Origin of the sequence: Halorubrum rubrum (assembly GCF_024494685.1) — an archaeon.
GTDB lineage: Archaea > Halobacteriota > Halobacteria > Halobacteriales > Haloferacaceae > Halorubrum > Halorubrum rubrum.
In genome coordinates, this window is sequence record NZ_JANHDM010000015.1 from 67,187 (window position 1) to 83,514 (window position 16,328).

General features: G+C 69.2%; 12 protein-coding genes. 5 read left to right on the forward strand and 7 right to left on the reverse strand.

Annotated elements, in window-relative coordinates; all coding sequences use genetic code 11:
- Positions 1 to 43: 43 nt before the first annotated feature.
- The 4 genes from NO889_RS14960 (at position 44) to NO889_RS14975 (ending at position 4,611) form a co-directional block, all read left to right on the forward strand.
- Positions 44 to 1,252 carry an MFS transporter gene (locus tag NO889_RS14960; protein ID WP_256413031.1) on the forward strand — a complete coding sequence of 403 codons (1,209 nt, stop codon included), beginning with the start codon at positions 44 to 46 and terminating at the stop codon, positions 1,250 to 1,252.
- A gap of 73 nt (positions 1,253 to 1,325) precedes the next feature.
- Complete coding sequence (locus NO889_RS14965) at positions 1,326 to 2,228, forward strand: isocitrate lyase/PEP mutase family protein (protein WP_256413032.1); 903 nt, start codon at positions 1,326 to 1,328, stop codon at positions 2,226 to 2,228.
- An 85-nt stretch (positions 2,229 to 2,313) separates the two neighbouring features.
- Entirely contained in the window at positions 2,314 to 3,462 is a 1,149-nt protein-coding gene (locus NO889_RS14970; RefSeq protein ID WP_256413033.1) for a 2-methylaconitate cis-trans isomerase PrpF family protein, read from the forward strand.
- A 90-nt stretch (positions 3,463 to 3,552) separates the two neighbouring features.
- Complete coding sequence (locus NO889_RS14975) at positions 3,553 to 4,611, forward strand: isocitrate/isopropylmalate dehydrogenase family protein (RefSeq protein WP_256413034.1); 1,059 nt, start codon at positions 3,553 to 3,555, stop codon at positions 4,609 to 4,611.
- A 69-nt stretch (positions 4,612 to 4,680) separates the two neighbouring features.
- Here the strand turns inward: NO889_RS14975 and NO889_RS14980 are convergent, their stop codons facing one another.
- Positions 4,681 to 5,817, reverse strand: coding sequence for a mandelate racemase/muconate lactonizing enzyme family protein (locus NO889_RS14980; RefSeq protein ID WP_256413035.1), 1,137 nt, complete (start codon positions 5,815 to 5,817; stop codon positions 4,681 to 4,683).
- Between the two features lie 95 nt (positions 5,818 to 5,912).
- Between NO889_RS14980 and NO889_RS14985 the strand changes: the two genes are divergently transcribed.
- Entirely contained in the window at positions 5,913 to 8,096 is a 2,184-nt protein-coding gene (locus NO889_RS14985; RefSeq protein ID WP_256413036.1) for an acetate--CoA ligase family protein, read from the forward strand.
- Between the two features lie 80 nt (positions 8,097 to 8,176).
- Here the strand turns inward: NO889_RS14985 and NO889_RS14990 are convergent, their stop codons facing one another.
- The 6 genes from NO889_RS14990 to NO889_RS15015 form a co-directional block, all read right to left on the reverse strand.
- Positions 8,177 to 10,282 (reverse strand): dipeptide ABC transporter ATP-binding protein, encoded by a 2,106-nt coding sequence (locus NO889_RS14990; protein ID WP_256413037.1) that lies wholly within the window; start codon positions 10,280 to 10,282, stop codon positions 8,177 to 8,179.
- Entirely contained in the window at positions 10,279 to 11,199 is a 921-nt protein-coding gene (locus tag NO889_RS14995) for an ABC transporter permease (RefSeq protein ID WP_256413038.1), read from the reverse strand. The genes NO889_RS14990 and NO889_RS14995 overlap by 4 nt, the downstream gene beginning before the upstream one ends.
- Positions 11,199 to 12,182, reverse strand: coding sequence for an ABC transporter permease (locus NO889_RS15000; protein WP_256413039.1), 984 nt, complete (start codon positions 12,180 to 12,182; stop codon positions 11,199 to 11,201). Before NO889_RS15000 ends, NO889_RS14995 begins: the two co-directional genes overlap by 1 nt.
- A 15-nt stretch (positions 12,183 to 12,197) precedes the next feature.
- Positions 12,198 to 14,180 carry an ABC transporter substrate-binding protein gene (locus NO889_RS15005; protein ID WP_256413040.1) on the reverse strand — a complete coding sequence of 661 codons (1,983 nt, stop codon included), beginning with the start codon at positions 14,178 to 14,180 and terminating at the stop codon, positions 12,198 to 12,200.
- Positions 14,181 to 14,375: 195 nt separating this feature from the next.
- Positions 14,376 to 15,020: a helix-turn-helix domain-containing protein gene (locus tag NO889_RS16460; protein ID WP_343217973.1), complete on the reverse strand. Its 645-nt coding sequence runs from the start codon at positions 15,018 to 15,020 to the stop codon at positions 14,376 to 14,378.
- Positions 15,021 to 15,193: 173 nt separating this feature from the next.
- Positions 15,194 to 16,153, reverse strand: coding sequence for a DUF7260 family protein (locus NO889_RS15015; protein WP_256413041.1), 960 nt, complete (start codon positions 16,151 to 16,153; stop codon positions 15,194 to 15,196).
- Positions 16,154 to 16,328: the final 175 nt, after the last annotated feature.

Genomic DNA, 16,328 nt, shown 5'->3' on the forward strand with positions numbered 1-16,328 from the left:
CGACGCCGACTCGGACGGTCGAGAGCGGGGGTGCTGACGAGGCGTGGGACGGTCGTCGTCGGGTCGGCTGGGACGGTTCGACGCGATCGTCCTCACGTCGACGCTGTGGTTTCTGGGAAAGTTCGTCCGCTTCGCGTTCCCGCCGCTGTTCGAGCGGATCGCCGACGTGTACGAGGTGTCGACGGCGGTGCTCGGCACCGCGTTCAGCGGACTCCTCCTCGTGTACGCCGTGCTCCAGTTCCCGTCCGGGCTGCTCGCGGACCGGTTCAGCTCGGTGACCGTCATCGGCTCCGGGGCCGCGCTCGCCGCCCTCGGAGCGCTCGCGCTGGCCGTCGACGGGCCGTTCGTCCTGCTCGTCGGGGCCATGCTGACGATCGGGGCCGGAACGGGCACGCTCAAGACGGTCGGCGTGCGGCTGCTCTCGCGGGCGTACCCGCGCCGGACCGGGCGGACGCTCGGCGTGTTCGACACGTTCGGCACCTTCGGCGGCGTCGCGGCCCCCGCCGCGGTGGTCGCCTTCTCCGGACTCCCCGGCCTCCTCGGCGCCGGCTGGCGGACGACGTTCCTCGCGGCCGGGATCACGGGGGTCGCCGTGACCGCCGCGTTCGTCGCTCGGGTTCCCGAGCGCGTCTCGGACGTCGACGTCGGCGGGACGGACGCCGGAGGGATCCCATTCCGGAAGTACGCCGCGCTCTTCCGGAACCCGCGGTTCTCGGCGTTCGTCGCGGTGACCGTCCTGTTCTCGTTCGCGTACAACGCCGCGATCGCCTTCCTCCCGCTGTACCTCACGCGGGAGGCCGGGCTCGGATCGGCCACGGCGAGCCTGCTCTTCAGCGCGCTGTTCGCGGTGAGCCTCGTCCAACTGTTCACCGGCGAGATGAGCGACCGGACGGGGGAACTCCCCGTTATCGCGGTCACGCTCGGGCTCGCGACGGTCGGCCTCGGTTCGGTCGTGCTGTTGACCGGCGTCGCGGGGGCGATCCCGCTGGGCGCGGCGATCGTCTGTCTCGGCCTCGGCTCTCACGGCTACCGCCCGGTCCGCAGCGCGTACCTGATGTCCGTCATCCCCGCGTCCGTCGCCGGCGGCAGCCTCGGGGCGGTGCGGACGCTGCTCATGGTCGCCGGGGCGTCCTCTCCGGCGCTCGTCGGGTTCCTCTCGGAGACGGCCGGGTTCGAGCCGGCGTTCTGGCTCCTCACCGCGGCGCTGGGCCTCGGAACGGTCATCTCGGTCGTCCTCTGGGCGTTTGAGTAGCGACCGTCGCCGACTCGCGTCGCGAGCGAACCGTCCGGGCGTTATTTCCGCGAGGGGCACGTCCGTCGCGCGTATGTACGGACGTCGACGGTTGGCGGAGTCGTTGGCCGATCCGGAGATCACGATCGCTCCGGGCGTTTATGACGGGATCAGCGCGCGGCTCGTCGAACGGGAGGGGTTCGAGACCGGCTTCCTCTCCGGTGCCGGCGTCTCGAACGGCCGGCTCGCTCAGCCGGACGTGGGGTTCCTCTCGCTCCCCGAGGTGGCCGATCAGTCTCGCCAGATCACGGACGCGGTCGACATCCCGATCTGGGTCGACGCCGACACCGGATACGGGAACGCGGTGAGCGTCCACCGGACGGTCCGCACGCTGGCGAACGCGGGGGCGGCGGCGGTCATGATCGAGGACCAGGAGTGGCCGAAGCGGTGCGGCCACATGGCGGGCAAATCGGTGATCGGGTTCGATCGGGCCGTCGAGAAGGTCCGCGCGGCCGTCGCCGCACGCGACGACCACGCGCCGGATCTCCTGGTGAAAGCACGGACCGACGCCGCCGGGACCCACGGGCTCGACGAGGCGATAGCGCGGCTGAACGCGTTCGCCGACGCCGGGGCCGACGTCGTCTTCGCGGACGCGCTGACGACCGCGGAGGACATCCGGCGGGTCGCCCGCGAAGTCGACGGCGCGCACCTCTCCGTCAACATGGGGTTCGGGGTCCGCAGCCGCCCGACGACGCCGTTGATCCCGGCTCCGCGGCTCCAGGAGATGGGGGTCGACCTCGTCATCTACCCGCGGCTGATCACCGCCGCGGCGACCGCGGGGATGAAGCGGGCGCTCGCCGAACTGGAGACGGCCGTCGGGACCCGTGAGGAGTACGAGGCCCCCGACAGCGTCGTCGACTGGGACGAGTACATGGACCTCGTCGGGAAACCGGAGGTCGACCGGCTCGAACGGGAGTTCTCGACCGAGACGGAGTGAGATCCGCGCCGCGGCCGCCGAGACGACACCGAGGGCGGTCGTCGCCGGGGAAACGCCTACGTCGGTACGGGGTCACGCGGCCACCATGGTCGACTCGACGCGACAGGAGTCCGTCCGCGGGAGGCTGATCCGCGGCGGCACGAGCCGGGGGCTGTACGTGACGCCGGACGAGCTGCCGCCGGCGGGAGAGCGGCGGGACGCGGCCCTGATCGAGCTGTTCGGGACCCCGGACCCGCTCCAGATCGACGGCATCGGCGGCGGTAACTCGCACACGAGCAAGGTGATGATCGTCGAGGCGGCCGATCGGCCGACCGCGGACGTCGCGTACACGTTCGGACAGGTCGGCGTCGACCGCGCGACCGTCGACTGGTCGGGTAACTGCGGTAACCTCACGAGCGGCGTCGGCGTCTTCGCGCTGCGTTCCGGGATGATCGAGCCCACGGAGCCCGAGACGACCGTGACGCTGTACAACGCCAACACGGACACGCACGTCGACCAGACGATCCCCGTCGTCGACGGGCAGCCCGCGGTCCGCGGCGACTATCGCGTCGACGGGATCCCCGGCACCGGCGCGCGGATCGACTCGTACTTCCGGGAGCCGGAGGGGTCCCTCACCGGAGCGCTGTTCCCGACCGGGAACCGCCGCGAGACGGTGACCGTCGACGGCGACGACTACCCCGTCTCGCTGATCGACGTCGCGAACCTCAACGTGTTCCTCAGGGCGGGCGACCTCGGGCTCGACGGCACGGAACTCCCCGGAGATCTGGACGACCCCGCCCTGCTGGAGCGGCTCGAACTGATCCGCGGGGCCGCGTGTGAACGCCTCGGCCTCGTCGAGGACCGCCGCGACGCGGCCGACGAGCGGGCGGCGGTCCCGCAGGTCGCGCTCGTCTCCGAACCGCAGTCGTTCGCGCGCTCGGGCGACGGACGCGTCGACGCGGACGACATCGACGTCACCTCCCGGATCGTGACGACGCAAACGCCGCACCACTCCTACGCGATGACCGGCGCGATGTGTCTCGCGGCGGCGTGTCGACTCGACGGGACGATCCCGACGGAGTTCGTCCGGGACGGCGACGCCTCGGACGTGCGGATCGGCCACCCGAAGGGAACGATCACGGTGGGCGTCGAGACGGCGACGGAGAAAGGCGAGCCGGCGGTCGAGCGCGTCCGGGTCGGTCGCACCGCGCGGCCGATCGCGGAGGGGCGCTTCCACTACCGGCCGCCGGCGTGACCGCCACGGCCCGTGCCGGTCGCTCGAATTCATATCAACGAAACGGTAGGTTTCAAAGGGTTAAACACGGATCGGTCGGATGCGTCGGTCATGGACGCCTACGAGATCGCCGTGATTCCGGGCGACGGGATCGGGCCGGAAGTCGTCGACGCGGCGCTCCCGCTCGTCGCGGACGCGGCCGAGGAGGCCGGGTTCTCCTTCGAGACGACGCGGTTCGACTGGGGAACCGAGCGCTACCTCGACCGCGGCGAGATGATGCCCGACGACGGCCTCGACCGGCTCTCGGCGTTCGACTCGATCTTCCTCGGGGCCGTCGGCCACCCGGAGGTCCCCGACCACGTGACGCTCCACGGGCTCCTGTTGCCGATCCGCAAGGGGTTCGACCAGTACGTCTGTAAGCGCCCGAACGTCCTGTTCGAGGGGATCGAGAGCCCGCTTCGCGGGTACGGGAGCGGCGACATCGACTTCGTGGTGTACCGCGAGAACACGGAGGGCGAGTACGCCAGCGTCGGCGGCCGCGAACACCGCGGGTTCGACCACGAGACCGCGGTCCAGTCGGCGCTCTTCACCCGCCGCGGCACGGAGCGGATCGTCCGCGCCGCGTTCGAGGCCGCGGCGGCGCGGGAGGGCCACCTGACGAGCGTCACGAAGTCGAACGCGCAGGCGCACAGCATGGTGTTCTGGGACGACGTGGTGGAGGAGGTGGCGACGGAGTTCCCGTCGGTGGAGGTCGAGCGGCTCCTCGTCGACGCGGCGGCGATGGACCTGATCCGCCGCCCGCACGAGTTCGACGTCCTCGTCGCCTCGAACCTCTTCGGCGACATCCTCACCGACGTCGGGGCGCAGATCACCGGGAGCATGGGGCTCGCGCCCTCCGGAAACGTTCACCCCGACGAGTCGTCTCCTTCGATGTTCGAGCCGGTCCACGGGAGCGCGCCCGACATCGTCGGCGAGGGCGTCGCGAATCCGCTCGCGACGGTACTCTCGTGGTCCATGCTGTTCGAGGAGCTCGGCGAGACGCGGGCCGCGGACGCGCTCTGGACCGGCGTCACGGACCAACTCGCGGACGACGACGCCCCCCGAACCCCCGACATCGGCGGGACGGCGGGCACCGACGACGTCGTCGCGGACCTCCGATCGCGGCTGTAAGGGAGCCGCGAGTCGGTACGCGCCGACCCTCCACGCGCCGATCGTCGTCGCCGGCGAACGCCTCGGCCCTCACTCGACTCGGAACCGTTCGAGCGTCTCCGGATCGATCTCGACTCCGAGGCCCGGCCCGTCCGGGACGGGCACCGTCGTTCCCTCGTTCCGTATCGGGTCGACGGCGAGTTCCTCGCGGATGGGGTTCGGCGTGCGGTCGAACTCCAGTCGGGGCGATCCCGGCAGCGTCGCGAGCAGCTGGAGGCTCGCCGCGAGCGCGACCGCGCTCCCGAACACGTGGGGATAGGTCGCCACCCCCGCGGCGTCGGCGAACTCCGCGGCCCGGCGCGCCGACGTGAGTCCGCCCGCGCTGGTCACGTCGGGCTGGAGCACGTCGATCGCACCGGCGTTCACGACGCGGCGGAACTCGGGAGCGAACGCCCAACACTCCCCGCCGGCGATCGGGACCCCGCTCTCCCGGTTCAGCCGCGCGTACGCCCCGACTCGCTCCGGCGGGAGCGGCTCCTCGAAGAAGCGCACGTCGAGTTCCGCGAGCCCGTCCGCCACCCGGCGAGCGGCGGGGAGGTCGTACGCGTGGTTCGCGTCGGCCATCAGCGCCACGTCGTCGCCGACGGCCTCCCGGACCGCCCGGACCAGCGCAACGTCGGCGTCCGGCCCCCAACCGAAGTGGCGCTCCGTGCCGATCTTCAGCTTGAGCGCGTCGAACCCGGCGTCGACGTGCGACTCGGCCTCCGAGACGACCGCCGCCTCGAGGTCGGCGAACTCCTCGATCGGGGGCCAGAAGTGGCCGGTCGCGTAGGCGGGGACCGACTCGCGACGCGCGCCGCCGAGCAGCGTCGCGACGGATCCCCCGGTCGCCTTGCCGCGGAGGTCCCACAGCGCGAGGTCGACGCCGCTCACGAGCCCGGCCGGGACCGTCGAGTGGTACGCCGACCGGAGGTCGAAGACGAGGTCCTCGTGGACCGACTCGACGGCCTGCGCGTCGCGTCCGCGGAGCAGCGGCGCGACCCGGTCGTCGATGGTCTCGCGGGTGCCGGCGATCGGCCCCCAGCACTCTCCCCAGCCGACGGCCCCGTCGGCGGTCTCCACCCGGACCAGACAGTACTCGCGCGACGAGATCCACTTCTGGGCGTTCGCGAACCGCTCGTCGAGCTCCCGCCGGAGCGGGACGGCTTCGACGCGACGTATCTCCATGTCTCCACGACGTGCGCCCCGACCGTAATAAAGGATGATGACTATTGGGGGCGTTCGGGGGTACGTTGAGGCGGGTCCCTCCGAAATCGACGGGTATGTCAGGAGACGACGCGTCGGTCGTTCAGTCGCGAGCCGAGACGGCCCCCGCCGTCCCGGAACTGGGCCCGCTCTTCGATCCGGAGTCGGTCGCGGTCGTGGGGGCGAGCCCCGACTCCTTTTACTCGGGCAACCTCGTGAACAACCTCCTCGACTACGGCTTCGACGGGACGCTCTACCCCGTCAACCCGAACCGGGAGGAAGTGTGGGACCGCCGGTGTTACGACGACGTCTCGGAGGTACCGGAGACCGTCGACCTCGTCGTCGTGAGCGTCCCGCGGGAGTACGTCGTCGACGTCGTCGCCGCGGCCGGCGAGCGAGGGGTGCCGGTCGCGCTCGTGCTCACCGCCGGGTTCTCCGAGGCCGACGAGACGGGCGCGGAGCTCGAGGCGCGGTTGGCCGAGACCGCCGTCGACGCCGGGATCCGCGTCGTCGGGCCGAACTGTATCGGCGTGATGGCCGCCCGCGGCGCGACGCTCACCTCGACGTGTTCGCGCGACCCCGAACCGGGCCGGATCGGCCTCGTCAGCCAGTCCGGCGCGCTGGCGTTCACGACGTTCTTCGAGCGGGCGGCCGACCGGGACCTCCACTTCAGCCACATCGTCTCGACGGGCAACGAGGCGGACCTCGCGCTCACGGACTACGTCGCCTACCTCGCGGAACGGGAGACCGTCGACGTGGTGTGTACCTACGTCGAGGGGATCGAGGACCCGGAGCGGTTCATGCGCGTCGCCGAGCGGGCGACGCGGAACGGGACGCCGGTGTTGACCGTGAAGATCGGCCAGTCGGACCTCGCGGAGGAGGCGACGCTCTCGCACACGGGATCGCTCACCGGCAGCGACGCGGCCTGGGAGGCGGCGTTCGACCAGACCGGCGTCCAGCGGGTGCCGGACATCCCGGACCTGCTCTCGCGGGCGACCGCCCACACCGCGTACGATACCCCCGACGGCGACCGGGTCTGTATCGCCTCGACCAGCGGCGGCCTCGCGAGCCTCCTCGCGGACATGGCCGCCGAGCGCGACCTCTCGCTGCCCGACGTCGACGGGGAGGCCGAGGAGACGCTGCTCGGGATCGAGGAGCTGCTCACCTACGGCGGGTTCAACAACCCCGCCGACATCCGGGGGTACGGCGCGGAGGTGCTCCCCGCGATCGCCGACGCGGTGCTCGCCGACGACGCCTTCGACGCCTACGTGTTCGCGATCGGGCTACCGGGCGTCGACGAGCGCGCGGAGACGATCGCGGCGGACCTCGAGGCGATCGCCGCCGACGCCGCCGACCCGGTGTACGTCCTCTGGACCGGGCGGAAGGAGCCGGACGACCCGACGCAGACGCCGCCGTACGCCCGCCTCCGGGAGTCGATCCCGGTCTACGAGGACCCTGGGCGCTGTCTCGACGCGGTCGCCTCGACCGTCGAGTACGCCGCCGACCGCGACCGGGCCGTCGACGAGCCCTCGCGGGCCGACCTCGCGGCGGCGCTCGACGCGCCGGACGCCGACCGTGTCGACGCAGCCGATCTCGACCTCCCGCGGGACCGCGTGTTGACGTGGAACGAGGCCGAACCGCTGCTCGACGCGTACGACGTTCCCGTCGTCGAGACGCGAGTCGCGACGGACGCCGACGAGGCCGTCGCCGCCGCCCGCGAGGTCGGGTTCCCGGTCGTCTGTAAGGTCGACTCGCCGGCGCTCCCCCACCGGAGCGACGCCGGCGCCGTCGAGCTCGGCCTCGACTCGCCCGCGGCCGTCCGCGAGGCGTACGACGACGTGACCGACGCCGCGTTAGCGCGCGTCGACGCCGACGAGGTCGCGGGCGTGCTCGTCCAGCCGATGGTCGACGACGGCGTCGAGGCCATCCTCGGCGTCGCGCCCGGCGACGCGTTCGGCTCGCTGGTCACGGTCGGTCCGGGCGGAGTGCTGGTGGAGGCGCTCGACGAGACCGCGACGCTCGTCCCGCCGTTCTCGCGAGCCGACGCGCGCCGCGCCGTCGAGGGGACGGCGCTCGCGGACCTGCTGACCGACCGACGCGGGGACGAGCCGCTCCCCGTCGACCCCCTCGTCGACCTGCTCGTGAACGTCGGTGACCTGGCGGCCGCCGTCGACGCGGTCGCCGAACTCGACCTCAATCCGGTCGTCGTCACCGCGGACGGCCCCGTCGCCGTCGACGCGCTGGTGCGGACGCGCGACTGAAGGGGGTTACGTGCGAAAGGCGGCAGAAACGGCGGGAACGACGCGAGAAACGGCGAGATCGTCGGCGGGCGAGCCGACGACTACAGCGTTAGTTCCTCGGCGACGACCTCCCCGACTTCCTCCTCGCGGGCCGCCGCGTACCGCTCCAACAGCTCGGACTCGACGTCTTTCACCGGGTGGTAGCAGGCCGCCTCGTGGTCGTCGTCCACGAACGTCGACCGCGTCGGCTCCTCGCCCCGGCACGTCTCGTCGGCCTTCGGACACCGCGGAGCGAAGTTACACCCCTCGGGGAGGTTGACCGGGTTCGGCGGTTCCCCCGGCAACAGCACCCGCTGTCTGTCGACGTCGGGGTCGGTCTTCGGAGAGGCCGACAGAAGCGACGCCGTGTACGGATGTTTCGGCGCCGTGATGACGTCCGTCGTGTCCCCGATCTCGGCGATCCGACCGAGGTACATGACGGCCAGCCGGTCGGCGATCTGCGTGAGGCTCGCGAGGTCGTGTGAGATGTAGACGACCCCGATGTCGCGCTCGTCGGCCTTCTCCCTGAGGATGTTGAGGATGTTGGCCTTGAGCGAGACGTCGAGCATCGACGCCGGCTCGTCACAGATCAACAACTTCGGCTCGAGCACGAGCGCCTGCGCGATCGCGACGCGCTGTCTCTCTCCGCCCGACAGCTGGGTCGGGAGCTGGTCGAGGTACTTCCCGGCCGGTTTGAGCCCGACGTCCTCGATCGTCTCCCTGACGCGTCGCTCGATCGTCTCGGGGTCGTGTCCCTGGATCTTCAGTGGCTCGCCGACCGCCGCGCGAACCCGCTGGCGGGGGTTCAACGAGTCGAACGGGTCCTGGAAGATGAACTGGACCTGTGAGCGGAACTCCTTCGTGCTCTCCCCGAGAAGCTCGTCGACCGGCGTCCCCTCGATCAGGATCTCGCCGCCGGTGCGCTCCTGGAGCGCGGCGATCACCTCGGCCAGCGTGGACTTGCCACAGCCCGACTCGCCGGCGACGCCGACGATCTCGCCCTCGCGGACCGAGAGGTCCACGCCGTTGACGGCCTTGACGTAGTCGGGCTCTTCCCCGCGCAGGTCCTCGAGGATCCCCTGCGGCTGTTTGAACCACTTCTCGAGGCCTCTGGTCTCGAGGATCGTGTCGCCGACGCCGCCCGACCGATCGCGTTCGTCGCGGACGTCGATCCCCCACGTCTCGGGGTCGGCGGCCTTCTCGCGCAGCTCGTCCGACCGATCGGTGTGGTAACAGGCCGACAGCTGTCCGCCCGCCTCGGTCAGCGGCGGATGCCCGTCTTCACACTCCTCGGTGGCGAACGGACACCGGTTGCGGAACACGCAGCCGGTCGGCTCCTCGGTCAGGTCCGGCAGCGACCCCGGAATCGAGATGGCCTGCTCGTCGAACTCGTCGACCTCCGGGAACGCGTTCTTCAGCCCGATCGTGTAGGGGTTCGTCGGCGACCGGAAGATCCGGTCGGTGGCACCCTGTTCCATCACCTTCCCGCCGTACAGCACCGACATCTCGTCGCAGGTCTCGGCCACGACGCCGACGTCGTGGGTGATCATCAGCAGGGAGCTGCCGGTCTCCTCTTGGATCTCGATCAGTTTGTCCATGATCTTGTCCTGGACGATCACGTCGAGCCCGGTGGTTGGCTCGTCCGCGATGAGGAGGTCGGGGTCGAGCGCGAGCGCCATGGCGATGGTGACGCGCTGACGCATCCCGCCCGAGAATTGGTGCGGGTAATCCCCCGTTCGGTCGGGGTCGAGACCCACCATCTCGAACACCTCGGCGACGCGTTCGTTCGCCGCCGCCTTCGAGACGTCCCGGTGTTTGCGGATCGCCTGGCGGATCTGTGCGCCCACGGTCATCACCGGGTCCAGCGAGTCCATCGCGCTCTGCGGGATGTAGGCGATGTCCTCCCAGCGGACCGACTGCCACTCCCGCTCGGAGAGGTCGAGCAGCTCCCGGCCGTCGAACTCGATGCTCCCCTCGCGGACCTCGCCGTTGTCGTCGAGGAGTCCGAGGACGGACTTCGCCAGCGTGGACTTCCCGCAGCCGGACTCGCCGACGAGCCCGTAGTTGTCCCCCTCGTCGATGGAGAAGGAGACGTCGTTGACGGCGTGGACGTCGTTTCCCGGCATCCGATACGCGATCTTCACGTCGTTGACTTCGAGTAGACTCATTCTTTGTCCGTCTGTAGGTCGGGGTTGACTATCTCCTCGAACGCGCGTCCGACCAGGAAGACGCCCGTCGTGACCGCGCCGATGCCGACCGCCGGCGGGAGCACCCACCACCAGGCGGTGCGGATCGCGCCGGAGCGGAACACCTGCTGGAGCATCCGTCCCCACGACGTCGTCGTCGGGTCGCCGAAGCCGAGGAACGCGAGCGACGCCCCCGCGACGATCGACCAGCCGACGGCGTAGGCGGTGTAGAGGAAGCCGATCCCGAGGACGTTCGGCGCGACGTGGAGGAACATCGTCCGCGTGTGGCCGGCCCCCCTGGCGCGGGCCGACTTGACGAACGTCCGCTCCTTGACGGTCATCACCTCCGATCGGATGACGCGCGCGGGCATCTTCCAGAGGAAGACGACCAGCACGGCGGTGATGAGCCAGACGCTCGGCGTCACGAACGAGAGGATCACGAGCGCCATCGGCAGGAACGGGAGCGCGAACGTGAGGTCGGTCAGCCGCATCAGGAACTCGTCGACGCGGCCGCCGAAGTAGCCGCTCGTGAGCCCGACGAGGAAGCCGAGAACGCCCGTCCCGACGCCGCCGAACAGGCCGACGATAAGCGTCGGTCGCGCGCCGGCGAGGAACTGGCTCAACACGTCCTTGCCGAACGAGGTCGTACCGAGCAGCGCCTTGCCGCCGGGTGACTGGAGTCGCATCATCGATCCGCCCTGCTGGAGCGTGTCCTCGATCGGGTGGTACGGGGCCAGGTACGGGCCGAAGACCCCCAGGAACCCGAACGCGACGATGACCGCGAAGCCGGCCTTCGCCGCGTTGTCCTGTAGCACGAACCGCAGCGTGCGTCCCGCCCGTCCGAGTTCGGAGCGGAGCCGTTCCTTCGCCGTGTCGGTGTCGAAGCTGTATCCTGACATTAAACGTCACCTGCCTCGACCGTCGGATCCAGTTTCGCGTACGCTAAATCGGCGGTGAGGTTCATCACGATGACCGCGAGCGCCATGATGAACACCGCCGCCTGGACGGTCGGATAGTCTTGGTTGAGGATCGCCTGGACGAGCGCGCGGCCGATCCCCGGCCACGCGAAGACGACCTCCAGCGTGATCACTCCCTGGAACAGCATCCCCGTCCGGAGCGCGAAGTAGGTGACGAGCGGCAGAAGCGAGTTGCGCCCGGCCCGGCCGAGCTGTTCCATCTCCGAGAGCCCCTTCGCGCGGTGGAGCATGAGGAACTCCGACCCCTTCCGCTCGACGACCGAGTTGCGCGCGAGCATCAGGAAGTCGCCGCTGTAGAACAGCACCGTCGCGGTGAACGGGAGGATGTAGTGTTTCAGGAAGTCCACGGAGACGTACGTCTCGACGTACCCCTGTGGGTTCGCGAGCGAGCTGCGCATCCCGAACGCCGGGAGCCAGCCCAACCCGTACGAGAAGATGATGAGAAGGAAGATACCGGTGACGAAGATCGGCGTCGCACGGAAGACCGTGGTGACGACGATGCTCGACTGCTCGAACCACGACCCGCGGTTCCAGCCGGCGTACATCCCCGCCAGCGAGCTGATTATCGCCGTGACGACGAGCGCCGGCAACAGGAGCACGAGCGTGTTGACCAACGCGGGAATGATGATCTCGCCGACCGGGCGCTGCTGGGTGAGCGAGATGCCGAACTCGAACGTGAACAGGTTCTGGATGTATCTGAAGTACTGGACGTATATGGGGTCGTCGAGCCCGTACATCGCCCGTATCTGTTCGACCTCCGCGGGCGTCAACGACCCCGAGGCCACGAGCGCGCTGAACGGGTCGGCGGGAAGCAGACGCAGGGTCGCGAAGATGATACTGACGGCGATCAGCGTCAGCAACGCCGCGATCATCGTCCGCTTTATTAAAAATCGGCGAAAACTCATGTGAACTTATGCTCTCTATGAGAAGTCGGCCTGATCGAGGTCGGTGCGGGACGCGTGGCCGTTCTCGACGCGCTCGGCGAATGCGTCCCAGGCGTCACCCTCCGGCCAGACCAGGTTGTCGTCGCCGTCGAAGGTGTACCCCGCCTGCTGGAGCATCGTTCGCGCGCCCTCGACGTCGTACTCGTACGGCTCGGTCTCGCCGTGGTAGGGCGTCAGAAGCGGCGTGAGCAGGTTCTGTCCCTCGATCGCCTCCCCGCGGCCGCCGAGCGTGTTCTCGACGAATCCCTCCTTGTCGAAGGCGTGCGACAGCGCCACGCGGAACGTCTTGTCCCGGAACAGCGGGACGAGGTGGCTGAGGTGGACGTCCGTCGGGACGTAGTTGCGCGCCGTCTGTTTCTCGACGCCGCTGGCGCCCGCCGCGCGGTCGGCCTGCTGGTTCGAGACGGTGGTCCCGATGGCGTCGATGTCGCCGGACTGCATCGCCCCGATGAGCGTGGAGACGTTCCCGACGTTGGCGTGGACCATCTCGTCGATCCCGTCGCCGGGGACGAAGTAGTCCCCGAGCAGCTCCTCGCGGACGTCGTCGTCCCACATCCAGTTGTTCTCGTGTTTCTCCAACCGGAGCTCGGACCCCTGCTCCCAGTTGACGAACGAGAACGGCCCGGTCCCGACCGGGTTGTCGGGGTTGTACTCGCTGGGGCTGTCGACGTCCGACCAGCGGTGCTCCGGGATGATGGCGCTGCGGACGACCCGCTGGGTGAGGAACGCGGCGTCCGGCTCCGTGAGGTTGAATCGGACGCGGCCGCCGCCGCTCTCCGAAAGCACCTCCACGGTGTCGATCGTCCGGATGAACGCCGCCTGCTGGGGCGCGTTGTTCTCCTGATAGAACTCGACGCTGAACTTGACGTCGTTCGGGCCGAACGACTCGCCGTCGTGCCACTCGACGCCCTCGCGAAGGTCCATCTCGACGGTCGTGTCGTCGACGACGTCGGCGTTCGTCGCGAGCGCAGGCACGATCTCGAGCTCCGGCGAGGCGTCGAAGAGCCCGTCGTAGACGTTGAGGAGGCGCTTCTCCTCCTGTCCCCCGCTGGAGAACGGGAGGTTCGTCCCCTGCATCCCCGAGGTGACCCCCTTCACCCACGTCGTCGAGTCGCCCTGCGGCTGGAGGTTGACCTGCGTCCAGATGAACGAGTCGCGGGTCGTCCCGTTGCCGGGCGTCGGGACGTATCCCTCCCAGTCTGCGGTGTTAGCCACCGTAATGACCTCCGGGAAGTTCGCCGCGATGAGGTAGGCGTCCTCGTTGAGCAGCTGGGCGACCTCGTGACAGATCTCCGCGCGCGCCTCCTGGTCGCCGATCGTCGACGCCTGCTCGTCGAGCAGCTCCGTGACCTCGTCGTTCTTGTAGTTGTAGTAGTTCCCGCCCGTCTCCGGGTGCGCGCGCATCAGGAACGGGTTCGGGTCGAGTCCGCGCTGTGGGTCCGGTCCGTGGAGGTTCATCGTTATCGGCACCGGGTGTCCGACGTCGGCCCGCCAGAACTCGCCGTATCGGGTGCTCGGTTGGACGTTGATCAGATTGACCGGAACGCCGAGTTCGTTCATCGACTCCTGAACTTCGAGCGCGAACTCCCGCATCCACGGGGTTTCGTCCTGTGCGAAGTGGGTGTCGACCTCGGGGACGGTCTCGCCCTCGACCGCGGTGTACTCGAACTGGATCGCCTCGTCGTTGACGTCGACGCCCTTCGTCTCGACCGGCCACTCGTCCCAGAACCGGGTCTCTATCGACGCGGCGTCGCCGCCGCCGTCGCCACCACCGCCGTCGCCGTCGTCGCCACCACCGCCGTCGCCACCACCGCCGTCGCCGTCGTCGCCACCACCGCCGTCTCCACTCTGACCACCACAACCGGCCAGCCCCGCGATCCCCGTCGCGCCCGCGATCTGGATGAATCGTCGTCGTGGTGTGGTTCCCCTTTCGATATCGAAGCGCTTGTCTTGCGACATGCCACTCGCACATACCCCCGTAATCGGATTGTACCTACTCCCGATACCCCTCAATAGTCATCATTCTTTATTAGGGATGGCCGATCCGGCACCGATCCGGCCGGTTCGTCGGCTCCCGGAGATCGGGAACGGGTACGTGATCCCTGTCTCGAAACTCCGGGGGGTTTCGCGACGGGCGTGACGGGGTCTCGGCGGTCATCCCTCGTCGGCGTCGTCCGCCGACGCCCCGTCGGGAGCCGAGAAGACGAGGTCGAATAGCCGCTTTTCGGCAACCCGCAGGCGTTCGCTGAGCGTCGACTGGGCGATGTCGAGCTCGGTCGCGATGTCGTCGGCCGACGCGCGCCGCGGGACGTCGAAGTACCCCATTCGATGGGCGGTCCGCAGAACGGTCAGCTGTTCGGTGGAGAGCTCGTTGCGCAGCACCCGGCCGAGCTGTCCGCTCCCGAGCGGCTCGCCGGTCGTCTCGACTTGATTCACGCTCAGGAGCTCGAACCGCCCGAACTGCTCCTGGATCCTGTCCGCCAGCGTCCGGAACGTCTCCCACTCCTCGACGGTAACGACCCCCTGAAGGTGGCCGTTCCGGAGTTCCAAGCGATTGGGAATCGCGTTCTCACGCAGGATGACGCCGAGAAGAAACGGGTAGGGCTCGTGAGCGACGATGGTCAATCGATAGGTCGGCTCCGATCCGTTCACCACCTGTTCGTGGTGGAACAAATCGACCCGCGAGAGGGTTGACAGCACCGCCTCGGGATCGAACGGCGACCGTGAGGTGACGAGCAGCGACTCGATCCAGTCCCCCCCGTCCGCGTAGAAGGCGTTCTCGAACTCGATCGACCGCACGTCCGGTACCTGGTCGGCTATCTCACTAACGATCCCCGACGGGACGGTCTGGAACTCGATGCGAAGGATACTGGATCACCCGTGCGGCCGTCCGTCCCGTTACGAAGTGCTATACATAACGTTTTATATAACGGTTCGACGGACCTCCGAGGCACGTCGGCCGCGCCGGCCGCTCAGACGCCGTCCGCGATCCGGCGGGCGACGCGGTCGCGGTCCTCCCGGATCCGGTCGACGAGCGTCGCGATCGACGCCAACACCGGGTGGTCGGGACCCTCCATCGGCGCGTAGAGGTACTCGTAGAAGCCGGTCTCGACGCCGCCACCGACCCGGTCCGGCGACATCGGGGGATTCCGAAGCGTCGACTGCCGGTCGCCGGCGACGGCGTCACACTCCGACTCGAGGTCGGCGAGCCGTTCCCAGACGTCGATCGACGCGTCGGCCCGCCTCCCATGCGGGATCCCGTCGAGGTGCTGGTTCAACCGGACGCGACGCCGATCGATCCGCTCTACGGTCGCGCCGGCGTCGTCGAGCGCGTCGAGTTCGACGTCGATGGCGTCCGCGAGCGAGCGTCTCGCGGCCGCCGCCCGCCGGCTGCGGTCGACGAGCGCCGACTGTAACCCCGGCGAGAGCGTCCCGTTCGACGCCAGCGACACGGTCGTATCGGGGCCCAACTCCGCCGCGAGGCTCTCGGCGACGCTCTCGTCGTACTCCTCGCTGTAGTGCGGTAACGACATCACGGTGTCGCGGTACGTGTCGAGCACGCGCCTGAGACGGACGTCGCCGACCGCACTGCCGCCGGCTCGGCGCGCGCCGACCAGCTGGCTGACGGCGGCCGCGGACGGATCCGTCGCCTCTGCGGGACACGGATCGAGCGCCGCGACGCGGTCGGCGAACTCCTCGAACGCGTCGTGTTCGTCCGTGACGCGGCGGCGTTCGCGACGGCAGACGGTCTCGGCGTCCCGAATGTACGCGAACGTGAGGAGCGCGAGCAGACCCGCGATCGCGACGGCGGTGACGACGCCGGGCTCGGTCGCCGCCGCCGACAGCTCACACGAGAGGGTCGTACACTCGGGTTCCACGGCGGGCTCGCTCGAGATCCGGAAGGCGACGTCGCCGCCCCGATTCACGCTCATAATTTCGTTAACACATCGCACATTCAAAACCGTTGTGGCAGGTGTCAGGAGGGTGTCAAGGTTAGATGATGGCATTGTGGAACGCTGCGAAGGCTTTGACCCAGCGATCTACTGATTTCCAGGAGCTATGGTGGGGGAACCGGCTATAGAAGAGCCTGGTTCGGTACTTGAGAAG

Bases quoted from the DNA above. Each gene is read 5' to 3' on its own strand.
- NO889_RS14965 (WP_256413032.1), top strand. From the start codon at position 1,326: ATGTACGGACGTCGACGGTTGGCGGAGTCGTTGGCCGATCCGGAGATC.
- NO889_RS14970 (WP_256413033.1), top strand. From the start codon at position 2,314: ATGGTCGACTCGACGCGACAGGAGTCCGTCCGCGGGAGGCTGATCCGC.
- NO889_RS14975 (WP_256413034.1), top strand. From the start codon at position 3,553: ATGGACGCCTACGAGATCGCCGTGATTCCGGGCGACGGGATCGGGCCG.
- NO889_RS14980 (WP_256413035.1), bottom strand. From the start codon at position 5,817: ATGGAGATACGTCGCGTCGAAGCCGTCCCGCTCCGGCGGGAGCTCGAC.
- NO889_RS14985 (WP_256413036.1), top strand. From the start codon at position 5,913: ATGTCAGGAGACGACGCGTCGGTCGTTCAGTCGCGAGCCGAGACGGCC.
- NO889_RS14990 (WP_256413037.1), bottom strand. From the start codon at position 10,282: ATGAGTCTACTCGAAGTCAACGACGTGAAGATCGCGTATCGGATGCCG.
- NO889_RS14995 (WP_256413038.1), bottom strand. From the start codon at position 11,199: ATGTCAGGATACAGCTTCGACACCGACACGGCGAAGGAACGGCTCCGC.
- NO889_RS15000 (WP_256413039.1), bottom strand. From the start codon at position 12,182: ATGAGTTTTCGCCGATTTTTAATAAAGCGGACGATGATCGCGGCGTTG.
- NO889_RS15005 (WP_256413040.1), bottom strand. From the start codon at position 14,180: ATGTCGCAAGACAAGCGCTTCGATATCGAAAGGGGAACCACACCACGA.
- NO889_RS15015 (WP_256413041.1), bottom strand. From the start codon at position 16,153: ATGAGCGTGAATCGGGGCGGCGACGTCGCCTTCCGGATCTCGAGCGAG.